Genomic DNA, 17,264 nt, shown 5'->3' on the forward strand with positions numbered 1-17,264 from the left:
GTTATCGGCAGATAGCGTTTTATCTCGTCGATGGTTCAGCTGCCTTTTTTTATTGGTCGCTGACCTCCAGAGACGGTACATCGCGGCTTTCCCTGATTTTCGTTATCATCTGTCCATAGCTCGTTGATATTTAGCGACGCAGCGTCAGGCATTTTCTCCCATCACAGCGATATCTTCAGGAGCCTATCCTTGGACGGATCAAGCAAAGCACATCAGATTTCAGACCTCGCAGAACTGGAGCGTATATACGGCCAGCCTATGGCTGCTTCGATACGCAAAGAAATCGACTACATCCATCCGCATTACCAGGCCTTCATCGAAGCTGCGCCATTTGCGGTGCTGGCAACCAGCGGCCCGGATGGGCTGGATGCATCGCCGCGCGGTGACCCGGCTGGGTTCATCCATGTACAGGATGAGAAAACATTGTTGCTACCGGATCGTCGCGGTAACAATCGCATAGACAGCCTGCGCAACATCATCAGCGACCCACGTGTGGCAATCATCTTCCTGATCCCGGGCATAGGCGAAACAGTCAGGGTCAATGGTCGCGCCAGCATCCACAACGATCCTGCTTTGCTTGAACGCTTTGCGATAGAGGGCAAGGTGCCGCACACGGTCTTAAAAATAGCAGTCGAAGCCGTCTTCTTCCAATGCTCACGCGCGATCTTGCGTTCTGGTTTGTGGAAAGCGGAGCAACAGATAGAGCGTAGTTCTTTGCCTAGCCTCGGTACTATCTTGAGCGATCTGAGTGGATCAGAGATAGACGGTGAGAAGTACGATGCGGACTTGCCGCAGCGTTTGAAGACGTCGATTTACTGATGAATACTAAGAATGAAGTGGTTTGTGCTCGTATCAGGCTCAAACCGGATAGCCTGCCACTGGTGCGTGAGTGGGCTGCATACATCGCAGCACATAGGGAAGAAGCTTTGCGGACGCTGGAGGCAGAGGGTGTCGTGATCGAATCGGTTTTTCTGGATACGGTTGAGGGCGTTGACTACTTGGTCTACTACATGCGTGCGCCGTCTTTGAAAAAGGCGGAGGTAGTCGCAGTCAAATCATTGGCTGACGTTGATCTATATCATCAGAATTTTAAAAAGACGACATGGGAAAAAGTCTCCCGATTGGAATTGCTGGTTGATCTTGATCGTAGCAATACATAATATTTCTCGTGCTTTTACGAGTTGTGCCTTGCGAATGCACATTCAGTCGGTTCATCGCTTGCATGGTCATGTAACGGATATTTTTTTTCGTAGCCGCGTTATAAGGAAGAAACATATCAGGAGCAGCGTCAGTGGACCTAGTGGGACAAAAAGAGCCATTAAGTGATTTCGAAGGTCCAAGACAGAAAAGACAGAATCAATCAACAAGTAGATGGATAGCATTGCGCCAGCGATTATCCCGATACGCACATGCAAAGGAATTCCAAACGCTGCATATCGTTCTATCCAGAACACCATTAAACCAAGAGTGGTTAAGCCATAGCCACCTCCGACAACAATGGCCCAAAACGGAATGCCTAGTAAGATAGAAGGGTTGCGCAGTAAGGTTTGGATAGCAATAGACGAAAAAATGCCCCAGAGCAGTATCTGAAATGCACAAAGGACAACTGCTGCTGTAATCAGAGCGCCTTTTTGAAGTCCAGAATATCTGTAGTAAGCCATGTCCTGTCAGATCACATTTAGTTAATTAAATACCGCGTATCAATCACCTTCACGCGAGGATAGCAGGATAGAGGTCAGCCACAGAAGATAGCCTTAGCATCTTGCATCGCAGATGCTGGTTTGTCGGTGCCCGTTGAGTTGAAGTGTGAATTCAACATCTCATTTATGTGCTAGCGCTTCGACCTTCTTGGTAGCAATCAGGATGTCTGTAGTACGCGACTTACCCTAGTGAACTTCTTTCTGTAGGTCTCTTGCGGGGTCGTGGGAACGCGTTTAGTGAACTGGTAGACGCCGTCACTGCGTGACAGATGTTTGATCATAATTGTTAGTGATTTTCCAAGTTGAAGTTGCACGATGTAGCCCTATTCGGAATTCGTGTATCACAACTTGTTTCACAGTTTCATGATCAATCTGCATGTATGTCTTTGATTAACAAAGAATCTTCGTCGGTGTTATGGTCCCGCCGACAGGAATCGAACCTGTATCTAGCGCTTAGGAGGCACTCGTTCTATCCATTGAACTACGGCGAGACGCTTGAAAGTGAGCAACACTTTGCCACTTCCGACCGCGATTATAGCTGACGATATGGCAAAGAATAGCGGGAATGCTGCCGCTATCGGTACAATGCGGTCTTCATTCTTTTAATTGGTCGCCCGCAATCGCGCGGCAGACCTTATACCTTCAGGCATTTATGGCAGTCATTTCACTCTCGAACGCGCAGCTCGCGTTCGGTCACGTCCCTTTGCTCGATCACGCGGAGTTTTCCCTTGAAACCACGGAACGCGTAGGTTTGATCGGTCGCAACGGCACCGGTAAGTCCTCACTGCTGAAAATCATCGCTGGTCGTTCCAAGCTGGACGATGGCTTGTTTGTCATGCAACAAGGGATCAAGATTGCCTACGTTGAGCAGGAGCCGCATTTCTCGCCTGAGATGTCGGTGTTCGATGCGGTGGCGTCGGGCATGGGCGATATGCAGGCTTTGCTGGCGGAGTACGATGCGCTGACCGGCCAATTCGGTGGTGATAACGATGATGCGCTGATGGAGCGCATGCATGAGATCCAGCTGAAGCTGGACGCAGCGGACGCCTGGAACCTGACGAATAAGGTCGAAGCGACGCTGGACCGCCTGAATCTGGTGAAAGATGCGTTGATGGGTACGTTGTCCGGCGGTATGCAAAAGCGCGTGGCGCTGGCTTGTGCGCTGGTGAGCGTGCCTGACGTGCTGCTGCTGGATGAGCCGACCAACCATCTGGATTTCACTTCCATCATGTGGCTGGAAGGTTTGCTGCGCGATTTCAAAGGCAGTGTCTTGTTCATCACCCATGATCGTAGTTTCCTGGATAACGTGGCGACCCGCATCATCGAACTGGATCGCGGTCGCTTGCTGTCGTTCCCGGGTAACTTCAGTGCCTATCAGGTGCGTAAAGCAGAGCAACTGGAAATCGAAGAAGTTGAAAACGCCAAGTTCGATAAATTCCTGGCGCAGGAAGAGGTCTGGATACGTAAAGGCGTGCAAGCCCGTCGTACCCGCGATGAAGGTCGCGTGCGTCGTCTGGAAGCTTTGCGTCTGGTGCGCAGTGCGCGTCGTGAACAGCAAGGGCAAGTCAAGCTGGACGTGTCGTCCGGTGATCGTTCAGGCAAGATCGTCGCCGAGCTGGAAAATATCAACAAGAGCTACGGTGACAAAGTCATCGTGCGCGACTTCAGTGCGACTTTGCTGCGTGGTGACAAGATAGGCCTGATCGGTTTGAACGGTGCAGGCAAGACTACCTTGCTGAAAATGATTTTGGGTGAGGAAGAGCCGGACTCGGGTACCGTCAAACAAGGTACCAAGCTGCAGATTGCATACTTCGATCAGATGCGCGCGCAATTGAATGAAGACGCCAGCCTGGCCGATACGATCGCGCCGGGTAGTGATTGGGTGGAGATCAATGGTCAGCGTAAACACGTGATGACTTACCTCAACGACTTCCTGTTTGCACCTGAACGTGCGCGTTCGCCGGTCAAGTCTTTGTCGGGCGGTGAGCGTAACCGCTTGCTGCTGGCGCGTTTGTTCGCCAAACCAGCCAATGTGCTGGTGCTGGATGAACCGACCAACGATCTGGATATCGATACGCTGGAGTTGCTGGAAGAATTATTGGAAGACTACAAAGGCACTGTGTTCCTGGTCAGCCACGATAGAACCTTCCTAGATAACGTCGTGACTGAGGTCATCGTCGCGGAAGGCAATGGCTTGTGGCGCGAATATATCGGTGGCTATAGCGACTGGGAACGTGTGCGTCCGGCTGCTATTCCGGCCGGTGCACCGAAGCCGGTGGCCAAGGCTGAAGTTAAAGTGGAAGCAGCGCCGGTCGCCGCGCCTGCTGCCAAGCAAAAGAAACTGAGCTACAAGGAACAGCGCGAGATGGAAGCGTTACCAGCTTTGATCGCGAAACTCGAAGAAGAACAAAAAGCGATTACCGAGAAACTGGCCGACGCCAGCCTGTACACGCAGCAACCGGATGAAGTGAAACGGCTGAATCAGCGTTTTACTGAAATTGATGGCTTGTTGCTGGAAGCGCTGGAGAAGTGGGAAGCCATCGAAGCGCGTAGCTAATGAGGCTCAGCTGCCTGTTGTCCGCGCGATGGGCAACAGGCAGTAGCAGTGTTGTGATGTTTTAATTCAGGCGACTGATGTCGTCACGCAGTTTCGGGAATTGCGCTCGCAGTTCCGCCGTATCCATCGCGTAAGGCCGGTGTTTGACATAGGCTTCCAGGTCCTGCAAGGCTGCTAGCGGACATTCCAGATGCAAGTAGGCTATGCCTCTGTCACGTCGCTCGGCAATTTCATGCGGCAATAAAATCAACAGTCTTTCCTGTACTTCCAGCAAACGTTGCCAGCGTTCCTGCTGCATGAAGAGCGTCTTCAGGTTGCGCAACATGCGTACCAGGATGTCACGCGGGCTGGCGGCATCGAGGTAGGCGGTGAGCTGGAAATCATCAGGGAAATCTTGCTGCATGATGTAAGGCTCGACCCGTTCCTCCAATTCTTCGCGCGACAGGCTGGCACCGTTGAATGGGTCCAGTACAACCTGGCCGGATTGCACTGCCAGTTTCATCAGGAAGTGACCGGGAAAGGAAATGCCTTGTACATCCAGATCGATTTGCTGCGCCAGTTCCATATACAGAACGGCGAGTGAGATCGGAATGCCGCGTCGCGTATCGATTACGCGGTGCAGATAACTGTTGTCGGGGTTGTAGTAATCGTTGACATTGCCGCTGAAGCCCAGCTCATTATAAAAATAATGATTCAGCATACGCAGTTTTTGCAGTGTCGATGCGTCGTCCGGCAAACGTTGTTTCAGTTTGACAGCAAGCGTATCGACTTCCGCTTGCGATGCGGCCAAATCAAGATTCGGCTCGGCATCCTGTGCAATGGCGAGTGCAGCTTCGAACAAGGGAATGCTGTCGTCCTGCTGCACCAGCGTGGAGAAATACTCTAGAGATTGGATCGTCATATGCCTCCATCATAGCGATGATGCCGTGATTGTGCAGACCTTCGTTCCGACTCTGGCGATGAGTGTGGATTAACGCGCGATGCGCTTGAAATCCCGAAAGCGAAATCCCATGGCTAATAATGCGCCGAAATAGCTGATTCCGCACGCTGCCATGACAATTAATAATGCGCCTATCCGTATAAATGGTGTGGCATGCAGGGCTACCCAGTCGAACTGACCGGCGGTCCAGAGCGCCACGCCAGCCATCAGGAAGAGTGCACCGCTGAGGCGGATAAAGAAAGTACGCCAGCCGGGCAGGGCGTTGTAAATGCCGCGGCGTTTCAGGCCCCAGTACAGGAAGCCTGCGTTCAGGCAAGCACCCAGTCCGATCGACAGCGCCAGGCCGGCATGGGCGATCCATGGCACGAAGATCATGTTCATCAATTGCGTCGCAATCAGTACGCCGATGGCAATCTTGACCGGGGTTTTGATATTTTGCTGTGCGTAAAAGCCAGGCGCCAGGATTTTCACCAGGATCAGGCCGATCAGGCCGACACCGTAAGCGACCAGTGCGCGCGATGTCATCTCGACCGACAGTTCATTGAATTTGCCGTAATGGAAGAGTGTCGCTGTCAGCGGTTCCGAGATGGTGGCCAGGCCGACCGCGCATGGCAGCGCCAGCAGGAAAGTCAGGCGCAGGCCCCAGTCCAACAAGGATGAGTATTCTTCGGTATTGCCTTCGAAGTTGGCTTTCGACAGGCTAGGCAACAGGATGGTACCCAGTGCTACACCCAGCAGTGCCGTCGGGAATTCCATCAGGCGATCTGCATAGGAGAGCCAGGACACGCTGCCGCTTTCGAGGCGCGATGCGATATTGGTATTAATCATCAGGCTGATCTGCGCGGCCGAAACGGCAAATACGGCGGGACCCATTTTGCTCAGCACCTTGCGCACACCGGCATCACCGAGACTGGCGAAAGGATTGCGCGAAATGCGCGGTAGCATGCCTATCTTCAGCAGAGCAGGGATCTGGATCGCCATCTGCAACACGCCACCGACGATGACGGCGATCGCCATTGCATAGATAGGCTGTTCCAGATGTGGTGCGAGGAACAGAGTCGCCACGATGAAGGACAGATTCAGCAAAACAGGTGTAAACGCGGGTATCTTGAATTCGCGCCAGGTATTCAGGATGCCGCCACTGAGCGCGACAAAGGCCATGAAGCCGATGTATGGGAACATCACGCGCGTCATCCAGACCGATGCGTCGAAGATCTCGGACTTGGCTTTCAGCCCGGTCGCGATCAGGTAAACAATAAATGGTGAGGCGATGACGCCTATCAGGCAGGTTAGCAGCATGGTCCAGATCAGGACTGTTGCTACATGGTCAACCAGGCTTTTGGTTGCTTCTTCACCTTTCTGGCTTTTGTATTCCGCCAGGATGGGGACGAAGGCCTGCGAAAACGCACCTTCAGCGAATAAGCGACGCAGCAGGTTGGGGATGCGGAATGCGATATTGAACGCATCGGTATAGGCGGATGCGCCAAATGCACGGGCAAACAGGATCTCGCGGATCAGTCCTGTCACACGAGAAACCATCGTCATGCCGGAGACCGCCGCAAGCGTTTTGTGCAAGTTCATGGAGCGGAATTATATCTGTTCAAGGTGAAACGATGGTGCATAGGAGGCCTGCATATAAGAGATAGCGCTTAGTACGTGCCGGCATGGGATAATTCCGTGCACGGCGATATTTATTAATATTCCTGCATCCCAGCCAGCACGTTTAAAAATGTTGTTAAATAAACACATTTTCGCGATTGCAGTCAGCTTGCAACAATCTTGCAAGGGAGTCAGCATCTATTTGCCTGATTAGGAAAATACGGCTATAATCTGCAGCTTCACAGAATTCTGTCTCACTAACATGCGTGTTTGCGAATGCGCGTAGACCTGTTTTTAGGAAATAATATTCATGGCAAATACCGCACAAGCACGCAAACGCGCTCGTCAAGCAGTTAAGCAAAACGCTCACAATTCCAGCCAGCGTTCCACGCTGCGTACAGCTGTTAAAGCTGTTCGTAAGGCAATTGAAGCGGGCGACAAAGCTGCTGCAGCGCAAGTTTTCCTGGCTTCCGTGTCGACCATCGACCGTATCGCTGACAAGAAAATCATCCACAAAAACAAAGCAGCACGTCATAAAAGCCGCCTCGCAGCTGCTTTGAAAGCGCTGGCTTAATCGTTTTTGTCGGCTGCGCCCCGGCGCAGCACTGAGCAAGACATTAAAAACCCCGCACGATTCAGGTCGTGCGGGGTTTTTGCTTGTCTGCTTGATTAGTGCAGTTTAGGCAGGCCTTCTATGACGCTGCCCGGTTTCAGGTTCTTGTGCTTGAACCAGCCTTCATTCATTTCCAGTGCATACGGCACTGGTTTTTTCGAGCAGTGCGAATCCAGGGTTTGCGGCTTCATATCTTCAATATTCACGATCTTGCCGTCGGCATCAATAAAGGCGACGGACAAGGGGATCAGGGTATTTTTCATCCACATGCAGACGCCGGCCGGTGCGCCGAACAGGAACACCATGCCTTCATTTGGTCCCATGCTGGCGCGGTTCATCAAACCTTGCTGACGTTCGGCTTCATTCGATGCGACCTCGGCTTTGATGATATTCATCCCTGCGGTTAATGAAATGACTGGGAATTTTTTGTCTTGCTGCGCGTAGCTAACGCTTGCGGCGAGGGTGGTCGCGCACGCAATGGCGATCGCGCAAGTGCTGAGGAATTTATTCATGGGGCGGATTGAGTAAGTAATAAAGCTAAGAGGTGATGTGGGGCAGTGTAAATGAAAAAGAGAAAAGCGCGTGCCATGTCTGCTACGAGAACTCTGCTTGGATGATTTAGCCCAGGCCTAGTTCCTTGACTGAAATCTCGCGCCATTCACCCGGCCATAATGGATGGCTCTCCAGCGATACCGGTCCGATGGCAATGCGCACCAGGCGCAAAGTCGGATAACCGACCGCACCTGTCATACGCCGTACTTGCCGGTTTTTACCTTCTGACAGTGTGATGGTCAGCCAACTGGTGGGTGCGTTGGCGCGCTCACGTATCGGCGGATTGCGTGGCCACAACCAATCGGGTTCTGCTACGCGTTTGACTACACATGCGCGCGTGACGAAATCGCCGAGATCGAGTGGTGCGCGCAAGCGCTCCAGTGCATCGTTATCGGGTATGCCTTCAACCTGTACCAGATAAGTTTTGGTGTGCTCTCTATCCGGGTGGCTGATCGCGTGTTGCAGCTTGCCGTCGTCAGTCAGTAGCAACAAGCCTTCGCTGTCAGCATCCAGTCGTCCGGCAGGATAAATGTCCGGTATGTCGATGTGGTCGGCCAGTGATTTGCGCGTAGGGTGCGGCGAAAACTGGCACATGGTCTGGAAGGGCTTGTTAAACAGAATCAGGGGCATGATGAAGTTGCGGTGACGTGGTGACGACTGAATTGCGATGGTAAAGAGATTTTGTCGAACGCGATATCAAAGTATTGCAAAAATATCGCAACGAAATAAGGTGCAGAAATATTTTCGGAGTGTTGCAAATTTGTCGCGCGGCGTGAAACCGGCGCTGCAACTGTATCCCATATATATGGGAGAAATGATTTTGCGTGCGAAAGTCGCTACGCAGTTATATGCGAGATAAAGCGCTTGCGATTAAGTTAAAACGTCGTAAAGATCGTCATAAAAAGACAATAAAAAACCCCGCCGAAGCGGGGTTTTTCGCAAGTCCTTAAGAATTAAGGAGCTTGAATGTTGGAAGCTTGCTTGCCTTTAGGGCCTTGCGTGACTTCGAACTGAACTTTCTGACCTTCTTTGAGGGTCTTGAAGCCGTTCATTTGGATTGCGGAAAAGTGTGCAAACAAATCCTCACCGCCGTCGTCCGGGGTGATAAAGCCGAAGCCTTTGGAGTCGTTGAACCACTTGACGGTACCTGTTGCCATAAAAAGCGTCTTTCTAATATAGACTTAATCACACGAGCCGCAAAAGAAAGAAGCCTCGTTTACGTTGCCCCTCCTAAAACCTGCTCACTTCGTATTGACAAGCCATTGTTGTCAAGCATGTCAATAAGATTCATTCTTTACGCAAAAAATACAAAAGTCAAGCGCTTTTCGTGAGGCCTGGAAAACTTTATTTTCAGGGGGAAAGTGGGTGACTCTTGAATTCTTACGTTTGATCGTCATCTGCGTATTCAGAAGAAAACGCGTAATATTAAATTAATTTGTTTCTCTGTTCTTCTGGGCATTGTGCACACGGTCGAACGTATTAGAATAGACCTATGGCAATTAAGCATGACGATGGTACGGTCCTTATGCGGCAAGAGCAAAAACTCAAGCCGCCGTCTATGTATCAGGTGTTATTGCTGAATGATGACTACACGCCGATGGAATTCGTCGTGATGATTCTTCAGGAATACTTTAGTAAAGATCGTGAGACAGCAACGCAAATCATGCTCATGGTTCACCGCGACGGAAAAGGTATTTGTGGCGTGTATCCGAAAGATATCGCGTCTACGAAAGTTGAGCTGGTTTTGAACCACGCCCGAAAAGCGGGGCATCCCCTGCAGTGCGTGATGGAGGAAGTATGATTGCGCAGGAATTAGAAGTCAGTTTGCATATGGCGTTTGTCGAAGCAAGACAGGCGCGTCATGAGTTTATTACCGTCGAGCATTTGCTCCTTGCACTGCTGGATAATCCATCAGCTGCCGAGGTTCTGCGTGCTTGTGCGGTCAATATTGAAGACCTGCGTAAAACGTTGACCAATTTTATTGGCGACAATACGCCTACGGTGCCTGGCGCCGCTGAGGTCGATACCCAACCTACACTTGGTTTCCAACGCGTGATTCAACGCGCGATCATGCATGTCCAGTCTGCTTCCAACGGCAAGAAGGAAGTGACAGGCGCAAACGTGCTGGTTGCCATCTTTGGCGAAAAAGATTCACACGCTGTTTATTACTTGCACCAGCAAGGTGTGACACGTCTCGACGTAGTCAATTTCATTTCGCACGGCGTGCGCAAGGATCAACAAAGCGATGCGCAAAAAGCACCTGAAGGTGCCGAGGATGCGCCGTCGGCTGAAGGACAGCAAAAAGAAAGTGCGCTGGATCAGTTCACGCAAAATCTGAACAAGATGGCGAGCGAAGGCAAGATCGATCCGCTGATCGGCCGCGAAGGCGAGGTCGAGCGCGTGATCCAAACCTTGTGCCGTCGTCGCAAAAACAATCCGCTGCTGGTAGGTGAAGCTGGTGTCGGCAAAACCGCAATTGCGGAAGGCTTGGCATGGCGCATCACGCAAGGCGATGTCCCTGAAGTCTTGCAGAACGCTGTCGTCTATTCACTGGACATGGGCGCTTTGCTGGCTGGTACCAAATATCGCGGTGACTTCGAGCAACGCCTGAAAGCAGTGCTCAAGCAACTGAAAGATAACCCTAACGGCATCCTGTTCATCGACGAAATCCACACCATCATCGGTGCGGGTTCGGCTTCGGGCGGCACGCTGGACGCATCTAACTTGCTGAAACCGGCTTTGTCGAATGGTCAGTTGAAATGCATAGGCGCGACTACCTTTACCGAATTCCGCGGTGTCTTTGAAAAAGACCATGCCTTGTCACGTCGTTTCCAAAAGATCGATGTGAACGAGCCTACCGTCGAACAAACCATACAGATTCTGCGTGGCTTGAAATCGCGTTTCGAAGAACATCATGGCGTGAAGTATTCGGCCTCGGCGCTGACTTCAGCAGCTGAGTTGGCAGCACGCTTTATTAACGACCGTCACTTGCCGGACAAGGCAATCGACGTGATCGATGAGGCGGGTGCAGCACAACGCATCCTGCCGAAGTCCAAGCAAAAGAAAACCATCGGCAAATCCGAGATCGAGGACATCATTTCCAAGATCGCGCGTATTCCTGCGCAAACGGTCAATCAGGATGATCGATCCAAGTTGCAGACCATAGAGCGCGATCTGAAGAATGTCGTGTTTGGTCAGGATCCTGCGTTGGAAGCGTTGGGTTCGGCGATCAAGGTCGCACGCGCTGGCCTGGGTAAAGCAGACAAGCCTATCGGCTCCTTCCTGTTCTCCGGTCCTACCGGTGTCGGTAAAACCGAAGCAGCGAAACAGCTGGCTTTCCTGATGGGCATAGACCTGATTCGTTTCGATATGTCCGAGTATATGGAACGTCATGCGGTCAGCCGCCTGATCGGTGCGCCGCCGGGTTATGTCGGTTTCGATCAGGGTGGTTTGCTGACCGAAGCGATTACCAAGAAGCCGCATGCAGTCTTGCTGCTGGATGAAATCGAAAAGGCACATCCGGATATTTTCAATATCCTGTTGCAAGTGATGGATCACGGCACTCTGACTGATAACAATGGTCGTAAAGCGGATTTCCGCAATGTGATCATCATCATGACGACGAATGCTGGTGCTGAAAGCCTGCAGAAACGTACTATCGGTTTCACCGAGAAGAAAGAAACCGGCGACGAGATGGCGGATATCAAGCGCATGTTTACGCCTGAATTCCGCAATCGCCTGGATGCCATCATCAGCTTCCGTGCACTGGATGAAGAAATCATCCTGCGTGTGGTTGATAAATTCCTGATGCAGCTGGAAGAGCAACTGCACGAGAAGAAAGTAGAAGCCATCTTCACCGAGAAGCTGCGTACTTTCCTCGCGAAGAAAGGATTTGATCCGCTGATGGGTGCACGTCCGATGTCGCGTCTGATCCAGGACATGATACGCAAAGCACTGGCTGATGAGTTGCTGTTCGGTCGCCTGGTCACTGGTGGCAAGGTCACGGTTGATCTGGACGATAACGATCAGATCAAGCTGGACTTCAGTGAAGGTGATACGGCTCCTCCGGCGGCAACACCGGAAACAGTCGAAGTCGAATAAGCACTGCTTGCACGATAAAAAAGCCCGAACCACTCAGTGGTTCGGGCTTTTTAATTTTGTGCGCGAGGATGCGCTGATTTAAATCAGGCGATCTGTCCTCAGGCGTGCAAGGCAGCGGCGCATTCCTTGACCAGCGCCGGGCCACGATAAATCAGGCCGGTATACAGTTGAACCAAGGAAGCGCCCGCGGCAACCTTTGCTTGCGCATCGCTTCCTGACAGGATGCCGCCTACGCCTATGATAGGCAGCGCATCACCGAGCTCGCTCTTGAGTGCACGTATGACTTTATTTGACGCTTCGAATACTGGCGCGCCGGACAAGCCACCGGTTTCCTGGGCATGTTTCAGATTCTTGACCGCGTCGCGGCTGACGGTTGTATTCGTCGCGATAACGCCATCCATCTTGTGACGCAACAAGGCTTGCGCGATCGTCTGGATTTGTTCCAGCTCCATATCAGGTGCGATTTTCAAGGCAATCGGGACGTAGCGCTTGTGTTGGTCGGACAGGCGTTGCTGTGCTTCTTTCAGTTGCGATAGCAAGGCGTCCAGTTCGGATGCTCCTTGCAACTGACGCAGGTTTTTGGTGTTGGGCGATGAGATGTTGACCGTCACGTAGCTGGCGTATGGGTACACCTTCTCCAGGCAGATCAGGTAATCATCGACTGCGCGCTCGATCGGTGTATCGGCGTTCTTGCCGATGTTCAGGCCAAGTACACCTTCCTTGTTTTGATAAAACTTCGAAGCCCTGACGTTGGCAACGAAAGCATCTGCGCCGCCATTGTTGAAGCCCATGCGGTTGATGATGGCGTTTGCCTGCGGCAGGCGGAACATGCGTGGCATCGCGTTGCCAGGTTGTGCGCGTGGAGTGACGGTGCCGACTTCGATCGAACCGAATCCCAGCGTCGCCAGGCCATCGATATAGGTGCCGTCCTTGTCCAGGCCAGCAGCCAGGCCGACTGGATTCGGAAAAGTGATGCCCATTACGGTACGTGGATCGTGCGCTGGTTTGACGATGGACGAAGTCAGGCCCAGTGCAGCGGCGCGGCGCAGTGCTGGCAGGGTCAGGTTGTGGGCGGCTTCCGGATCGATGGCGAACAGGAAAGGGCGCGCGAGGGCGTAGAGAAGTTTGTCGGACACGGTAAGGATCAGGTTGGTAGATCAAAGGGCTGGTCAACTGGGCGCAGGCATGCGAGCAGCTGATTTGCGAACCCTGTATTTTACCGCGTGGACGAGGGATCGACGAGCGGAAGCGGGACCCATTCGCCTTGTTGCAAGGCTTCCAGCGGCTGGAAATTGGTTTTATAGGACATTTTCGGGCTTTCCTTGATCCAGTAGCCCAGATAGATGTAGGGCATCTGCAGCGCCTGCGCCTGGGCGATTTGCCACAGGATGTTGTAGGTGCCGTAGGAAGCGTTTTGTGGTGCCGGATCGTAGAAGGTGTAGACCGACGACAAACCGTCGTCCAGCACGTCGATGATGCTGACCATGCGTAGCGTGCCGTCGTCTTCGCGGAATTCCACCAGGCGTGTGTTGACTTTGCTTTGCAACAGGAACTGCGCGTATTGCTCGCGGCTGTCCTGGTCCATGCCGCCACCAGCATGCCGTGCGGTCTGATAGCGCAGATACAGGTCGTAGTGTTCGGCCAGATAGGTCAGCTTGGTGACGGACGTTTGCAAATCACTATGTTTGGTCTGCGCGCGGCGTTGGCTGCGGTTCGGTACGAATTCCGCGACTTTGATGCGCACTGGGGTGCAAGCCTGGCAGCCGTCACAGTAGGGGCGATAGGTGAAGATGCCGCTACGACGGAAACCGTTCTTGACCAGTTCGGAATAAACGTCAGCGTTGATCAGGTGGGAAGGAGTGGCGACTTGTGAGCGCGCCTGCCGTCCATCCAGATAGCTGCACGGGTAGGGTGCAGTTGCGTAGAACTGGAGCGTGGAGAACGGTAATTCCTTAGGGTGCGTCATGATTGCGTACTTAGTTAAGTTCCGAATTCGCGCGTTCCGAATTCGTAAGTTCCGAGTTCGCGACTTCGTCGGCTAAATCAATATCAGACAGCTGTTCTAACAATAATACTTCAGGAGTTCGGAAACAATGCAATTGGCTGCCAATCTTTTATTTGCGGGCCGCCTGCAACCTGGCGCAAGCGTGAAATAAATTCCGTACGTGCGATCGGTGCTGCACCCAACGAGGCCAAATGCGCGGTCTCTTGCTGGCAGTCTATCATCGAAACCCCATGCTTACCCAGGAAGTGTACGAGGTAGCTCAATGCAATCTTGGATGCATCGGGTACCCGTGCAAACATGGACTCGCCATAGAACATATGTCCTATGCTGACGCCGTAAGCGCCACCGACCAGTTTCCCTTCCAGCCACAGTTCGGATGAATGTGCATAACCCAGCTTATGCAGACCGACATAACCGGCAACGATTTCATCAGAGATCCAGGTGCCGCCTTCGCCATCACGTGGCTCCGCGCAAGCACGCATGACTTCTTCAAATGCGTGATCGAAGCGGATTTCCCAACGGCCATCGTGACTGTTGATGCTGCGCTGGATTTGTTTGAGTTTCTTTTTAAGGCTGTGTGAGATCTTGAAGTCTTTGACGAACAAGACCATGCGCGGGTCTGTGCTCCACCAAAGTATGGGCTGGCCTTCCGAGAACCACGGGAAAATCCCGTTGCGATAAGCCTCCAGCAAACGCCCCGGGGACAGGTCGGCACCCGCCGCCAGTAAGCCAGCTGCGCCATCTGCTTCCGTTAAGGCGCTGGAAACATTCGGGAACGGATCATCCGCTTCCAGCCATGGAATCATGCGGCTTCCCTGTTTTGGCTCATTGCTTCGTTCATTTTTGGTGCGTTATCCGTGTTTCTTTGGGGTAAGTAAATATTATCTTTAAAAATCAATGCTTTATAAAAATCACCAAAATGGAACGATTTTTGCTTTTATGGTGCGTTCGATTATCCGCTACGCACACATATTGGGAGATTTTTGCATGGATGCACTCAAACACGGCACAGACGCATTATTCATCATGCTCGGTGCTGTCATGGTCCTGGCTATGCACGCCGGTTTTGCTTTTCTTGAGCTGGGGACAGTGCGCAAGAAAAACCAGGTCAATGCTTTGGTCAAAATATTAGTCGATTTTGCTGTTTCGACCATCGCCTATTTTTTTGTTGGTTACAGCATTGCGTATGGCGTGAGCTTTTTTGGCAGTGCCGAAGTGCTGACTGAGCGTAACGGATATGAACTGGTCAAATTCTTTTTCTTGCTGACGTTTGCCGCTGCGATCCCGGCGATTATTTCGGGCGGCATTGCTGAGCGTGCGCGCTTCCATCCACAGTTATTGGCGACCGCTTTAATCGTTGGTGTGGTGTATCCATTTTTTGAAGGCATCGCATGGAATCAGCACTTCGGCATACAAGCCTGGCTGAACAGTACTTTCGGTGCCAACTTCCATGATTTCGCCGGTTCCATCGTGGTGCATGCGGTGGGTGGCTGGATCGCTTTGCCTGCAGTGCTACTGCTGGGTGCGCGTCGCGGACGTTATACCAAGGAAGGCACGATCGCTGCGCATCCACCGTCCAGCATTCCTTTCCTCGCGCTGGGCGCATGGATACTGACAGTGGGCTGGTTTGGTTTCAATGTGATGAGTGCGCAGACCATGGAGCAGATGAATGGCCTGGTTGCAGTGAACTCATTAATGGCGATGGTGGGCGGTACGTTGGCTGCATTCCTGGCTGGTAAAAACGATCCGGGCTATGTGCACAACGGACCATTGGCGGGTCTGGTCGCTGTATGCGCAGGTTCTAACGTGATGCATCCGCTGGGTGCCTTGATAACAGGCGCTATCGCTGGTTTTATTTTTGTCTGGGCTTTTGCGCTGACACAAAATAAATGGAAGATCGATGATGTGTTGGGTGTCTGGCCTTTGCATGGCTTGTGCGGCGCATGGGGTGGTCTGGCAGCTGGTATCTTTGGTTTGAAATCACTGGGCGGCCTGGGTGGCGTTTCCTTCATGTCGCAACTGATCGGAACCGGCCTGGGTATTTCGATTGCACTGGCTGGTGGCTTCCTGATTTATGGCGCGTTGAAAATGACGGTAGGCATACGCCTTGATCCGGAGCAGGAATTCAATGGTGCTGATTTGTCGATACATAATGTCAGTGCGACACCGGAGCGCGAAACGTATTGGTGATGAAGCAGGGAATAAAAATCATCGTTAAGAAAATGGCGACTCATTTAGTGTGAGTCGCCATTTTTGTTTGCGCGCGAAATCAATCATGTATGAGTAAATGCTTCCGGACTCAACATGGGTTTCAGTATGTCCATCGTGTGGAAACCATAAGAGCCGCCATTCTTACGGTTGGCATAATCCTGCAGGAAAAATTGCAGGGTGTGGTGCACGGTAGGGAAGGCGATGTCTTCCCATGGGATATCTTCCGGCGCGAATAATTTGACTTCCAGGCTTTCAATTCCCGCTTCGAAATTCAGGTCGAGCAGCGTGGCGCGGTAAAACATATGCACCTGATGTACATGCGGCACATTCAATAAAGAAAACAATTCATGCAGGTGGATATTTGCGCCAGCTTCCTCTGTGGTTTCGCGGATTGCAGCGTTGCTGGTGGTTTCATTGTTTTCCATGAAGCCGGCCGGGAGCGTCCAGTAACCGAGGCGTGGTTCGATCGCGCGCTTGCATAACAGTATGCGCATGTCACCGTCTTCATCCCAGACCGGGATGGAGCCTAATACCATCTTGGGGTTCTGGTAATGGATGGTGCCGCAACTGCTGCATACATAACGTGGACGGTTGTCACCCTCGGGAATCAATAAGGTTACTGGGTGCGCGCACTCGGAACAAAATTTCATAAGGATTACAAATCGTTGAAAAGCCTGGTTATCCGGATCATTGCAGACATGATTACAAGGTGAGCAGTGTATCACTGCATAAAGAAGCTGCAATTAAGATTGCTTTGCTCGGCGATACCCTATATAATTCATATCTTCAGACGCGGGGTGGAGCAGTCTGGCAGCTCGTCGGGCTCATAACCCGAAGGTCGTAGGTTCAAATCCTGCCCCCGCAACCAAAGTCTTACAAGTCTTATCAAATCCCGCCCATCATTACATCTCCTCTAAAACGGGCGTCGGATAGCAGTATCAACTGGTTCTCTAACCGGACAATCGATTCCAAAGATGATTGTCGTT

The 17,264-nt window shown here is 52.0% G+C and carries 17 protein-coding genes and 2 tRNA genes; 8 read left to right on the plus strand and 11 right to left on the minus strand.

Annotated features, from left to right (window positions below; all coding sequences use genetic code 11):
- Nucleotides 1-189 precede the first annotated feature (189 nt).
- Together IXC47_RS16070 and IXC47_RS16075 are read left to right on the plus strand one after the other, a co-directional pair.
- A complete protein-coding gene (locus IXC47_RS16070; protein ID WP_195876309.1) occupies nt 190-819 on the plus strand; it encodes a pyridoxamine 5'-phosphate oxidase family protein in 630 nt (209 codons plus the stop codon).
- Nucleotides 819-1,160: a DUF6176 family protein gene (locus IXC47_RS16075; protein ID WP_195876310.1), complete on the plus strand. Its 342-nt coding sequence runs from the start codon at nt 819-821 to the stop codon at nt 1,158-1,160. Before IXC47_RS16070 ends, IXC47_RS16075 begins: the two co-directional genes overlap by 1 nt.
- Nucleotides 1,161-1,226: 66 nt before the next feature.
- Here the strand turns inward: IXC47_RS16075 and IXC47_RS16080 are convergent, their stop codons facing one another.
- Complete coding sequence (locus IXC47_RS16080; RefSeq protein WP_175626344.1) at nt 1,227-1,661, minus strand: hypothetical protein; 435 nt, start codon at nt 1,659-1,661, stop codon at nt 1,227-1,229.
- Nucleotides 1,662-2,116: 455 nt separating this feature from the next.
- A tRNA-Arg gene (locus IXC47_RS16085) sits at nt 2,117-2,191 on the minus strand.
- Nucleotides 2,192-2,352: 161 nt separating this feature from the next.
- On the opposite strand from IXC47_RS16085, the gene IXC47_RS16090 reads away from it, so the two are divergent.
- A complete protein-coding gene (locus IXC47_RS16090; protein ID WP_195876311.1) occupies nt 2,353-4,257 on the plus strand; it encodes an ATP-binding cassette domain-containing protein in 1,905 nt (634 codons plus the stop codon).
- A 61-nt stretch (nt 4,258-4,318) separates the two neighbouring features.
- Here IXC47_RS16090 and IXC47_RS16095 read toward each other — a convergent pair whose 3' ends face one another.
- Entirely contained in the window at nt 4,319-5,158 is an 840-nt protein-coding gene (locus IXC47_RS16095) for a SirB1 family protein (RefSeq protein ID WP_175626346.1), read from the minus strand.
- 69 nt (nt 5,159-5,227) lie between these two features.
- Nucleotides 5,228-6,778, minus strand: coding sequence for a murein biosynthesis integral membrane protein MurJ (gene murJ / locus IXC47_RS16100; protein WP_195876312.1), 1,551 nt, complete (start codon nt 6,776-6,778; stop codon nt 5,228-5,230).
- A gap of 328 nt (nt 6,779-7,106) precedes the next feature.
- On the opposite strand from murJ, the gene rpsT reads away from it, so the two are divergent.
- Nucleotides 7,107-7,370, plus strand: coding sequence for a 30S ribosomal protein S20 (gene rpsT / locus IXC47_RS16105; RefSeq protein WP_012080371.1), 264 nt, complete (start codon nt 7,107-7,109; stop codon nt 7,368-7,370).
- Nucleotides 7,371-7,465: 95 nt separating this feature from the next.
- Here the strand turns inward: rpsT and IXC47_RS16110 are convergent, their stop codons facing one another.
- The 3 genes from IXC47_RS16110 to cspE all read right to left on the minus strand — a co-directional run bounded on the left by IXC47_RS16110 (nt 7,466) and on the right by cspE (nt 9,118).
- A complete protein-coding gene (locus IXC47_RS16110; RefSeq protein ID WP_175626348.1) occupies nt 7,466-7,921 on the minus strand; it encodes a DUF192 domain-containing protein in 456 nt (151 codons plus the stop codon).
- 106 nt (nt 7,922-8,027) lie between these two features.
- Entirely contained in the window at nt 8,028-8,591 is a 564-nt protein-coding gene (locus IXC47_RS16115; protein WP_195876313.1) for a pseudouridine synthase, read from the minus strand.
- Nucleotides 8,592-8,914: 323 nt separating this feature from the next.
- Nucleotides 8,915-9,118, minus strand: coding sequence for a transcription antiterminator/RNA stability regulator CspE (gene cspE / locus IXC47_RS16120; RefSeq protein ID WP_009665919.1), 204 nt, complete (start codon nt 9,116-9,118; stop codon nt 8,915-8,917).
- 335 nt (nt 9,119-9,453) lie between these two features.
- On the opposite strand from cspE, the gene clpS reads away from it, so the two are divergent.
- A complete protein-coding gene (clpS, locus tag IXC47_RS16125) occupies nt 9,454-9,762 on the plus strand; it encodes an ATP-dependent Clp protease adapter ClpS (protein ID WP_011871837.1) in 309 nt (102 codons plus the stop codon).
- Nucleotides 9,759-12,062 (plus strand): ATP-dependent Clp protease ATP-binding subunit ClpA, encoded by a 2,304-nt coding sequence (gene clpA, locus IXC47_RS16130; protein WP_175626350.1) that lies wholly within the window; start codon nt 9,759-9,761, stop codon nt 12,060-12,062. Before clpS ends, clpA begins: the two co-directional genes overlap by 4 nt.
- A gap of 98 nt (nt 12,063-12,160) precedes the next feature.
- Here clpA and IXC47_RS16135 read toward each other — a convergent pair whose 3' ends face one another.
- The 3 genes from IXC47_RS16135 to aat form a co-directional block, all read right to left on the minus strand.
- Nucleotides 12,161-13,198 (minus strand): quinone-dependent dihydroorotate dehydrogenase, encoded by a 1,038-nt coding sequence (locus tag IXC47_RS16135; RefSeq protein ID WP_195876314.1) that lies wholly within the window; start codon nt 13,196-13,198, stop codon nt 12,161-12,163.
- Nucleotides 13,199-13,278: 80 nt separating this feature from the next.
- Nucleotides 13,279-14,028, minus strand: coding sequence for an arginyltransferase (locus IXC47_RS16140; RefSeq protein WP_195876315.1), 750 nt, complete (start codon nt 14,026-14,028; stop codon nt 13,279-13,281).
- A 110-nt stretch (nt 14,029-14,138) separates the two neighbouring features.
- Nucleotides 14,139-14,873: a leucyl/phenylalanyl-tRNA--protein transferase gene (gene aat, locus IXC47_RS16145; RefSeq protein ID WP_195876316.1), complete on the minus strand. Its 735-nt coding sequence runs from the start codon at nt 14,871-14,873 to the stop codon at nt 14,139-14,141.
- A gap of 181 nt (nt 14,874-15,054) precedes the next feature.
- Between aat and IXC47_RS16150 the strand changes: the two genes are divergently transcribed.
- On the plus strand, nt 15,055-16,257 hold the full coding sequence (locus tag IXC47_RS16150) for an ammonium transporter (protein WP_195876317.1): 1,203 nt from the start codon (nt 15,055-15,057) through the stop codon (nt 16,255-16,257).
- Nucleotides 16,258-16,340: 83 nt separating this feature from the next.
- On the opposite strand, the gene IXC47_RS16155 is transcribed toward IXC47_RS16150, so the two are convergent.
- A complete protein-coding gene (locus IXC47_RS16155; RefSeq protein ID WP_195876318.1) occupies nt 16,341-16,928 on the minus strand; it encodes an NUDIX hydrolase in 588 nt (195 codons plus the stop codon).
- A 141-nt stretch (nt 16,929-17,069) separates the two neighbouring features.
- On the opposite strand from IXC47_RS16155, the gene IXC47_RS16160 reads away from it, so the two are divergent.
- Nucleotides 17,070-17,146 (plus strand) — tRNA-Met (locus tag IXC47_RS16160).
- The last annotated feature ends 118 nt before the right edge of the window (nt 17,147-17,264 follow it).

This window comes from Herminiimonas contaminans (assembly GCF_015645465.1).
Classification (GTDB): Bacteria; Pseudomonadota; Gammaproteobacteria; order Burkholderiales; family Burkholderiaceae_D; genus Oxalicibacterium; species Oxalicibacterium contaminans.

Excerpts from the sequence above, each read along its gene's own strand:
- IXC47_RS16075 (WP_195876310.1), top strand. The coding sequence starts at position 819 with ATGAATACTAAGAATGAAGTGGTTTGTGCTCGTATCAGGCTCAAACCG.
- IXC47_RS16080 (WP_175626344.1), bottom strand. The coding sequence starts at position 1,661 with ATGGCTTACTACAGATATTCTGGACTTCAAAAAGGCGCTCTGATTACA.
- IXC47_RS16090 (WP_195876311.1), top strand. The coding sequence starts at position 2,353 with ATGGCAGTCATTTCACTCTCGAACGCGCAGCTCGCGTTCGGTCACGTC.
- IXC47_RS16095 (WP_175626346.1), bottom strand. The coding sequence starts at position 5,158 with ATGACGATCCAATCTCTAGAGTATTTCTCCACGCTGGTGCAGCAGGAC.
- murJ (WP_195876312.1), bottom strand. The coding sequence starts at position 6,778 with ATGAACTTGCACAAAACGCTTGCGGCGGTCTCCGGCATGACGATGGTT.
- rpsT (WP_012080371.1), top strand. The coding sequence starts at position 7,107 with ATGGCAAATACCGCACAAGCACGCAAACGCGCTCGTCAAGCAGTTAAG.
- IXC47_RS16110 (WP_175626348.1), bottom strand. The coding sequence starts at position 7,921 with ATGAATAAATTCCTCAGCACTTGCGCGATCGCCATTGCGTGCGCGACC.
- IXC47_RS16115 (WP_195876313.1), bottom strand. The coding sequence starts at position 8,591 with ATGCCCCTGATTCTGTTTAACAAGCCCTTCCAGACCATGTGCCAGTTT.
- cspE (WP_009665919.1), bottom strand. The coding sequence starts at position 9,118 with ATGGCAACAGGTACCGTCAAGTGGTTCAACGACTCCAAAGGCTTCGGC.
- clpS (WP_011871837.1), top strand. The coding sequence starts at position 9,454 with ATGGCAATTAAGCATGACGATGGTACGGTCCTTATGCGGCAAGAGCAA.
- clpA (WP_175626350.1), top strand. The coding sequence starts at position 9,759 with ATGATTGCGCAGGAATTAGAAGTCAGTTTGCATATGGCGTTTGTCGAA.
- IXC47_RS16140 (WP_195876315.1), bottom strand. The coding sequence starts at position 14,028 with ATGACGCACCCTAAGGAATTACCGTTCTCCACGCTCCAGTTCTACGCA.
- aat (WP_195876316.1), bottom strand. The coding sequence starts at position 14,873 with ATGATTCCATGGCTGGAAGCGGATGATCCGTTCCCGAATGTTTCCAGC.
- IXC47_RS16150 (WP_195876317.1), top strand. The coding sequence starts at position 15,055 with ATGGATGCACTCAAACACGGCACAGACGCATTATTCATCATGCTCGGT.
- IXC47_RS16155 (WP_195876318.1), bottom strand. The coding sequence starts at position 16,928 with ATGAAATTTTGTTCCGAGTGCGCGCACCCAGTAACCTTATTGATTCCC.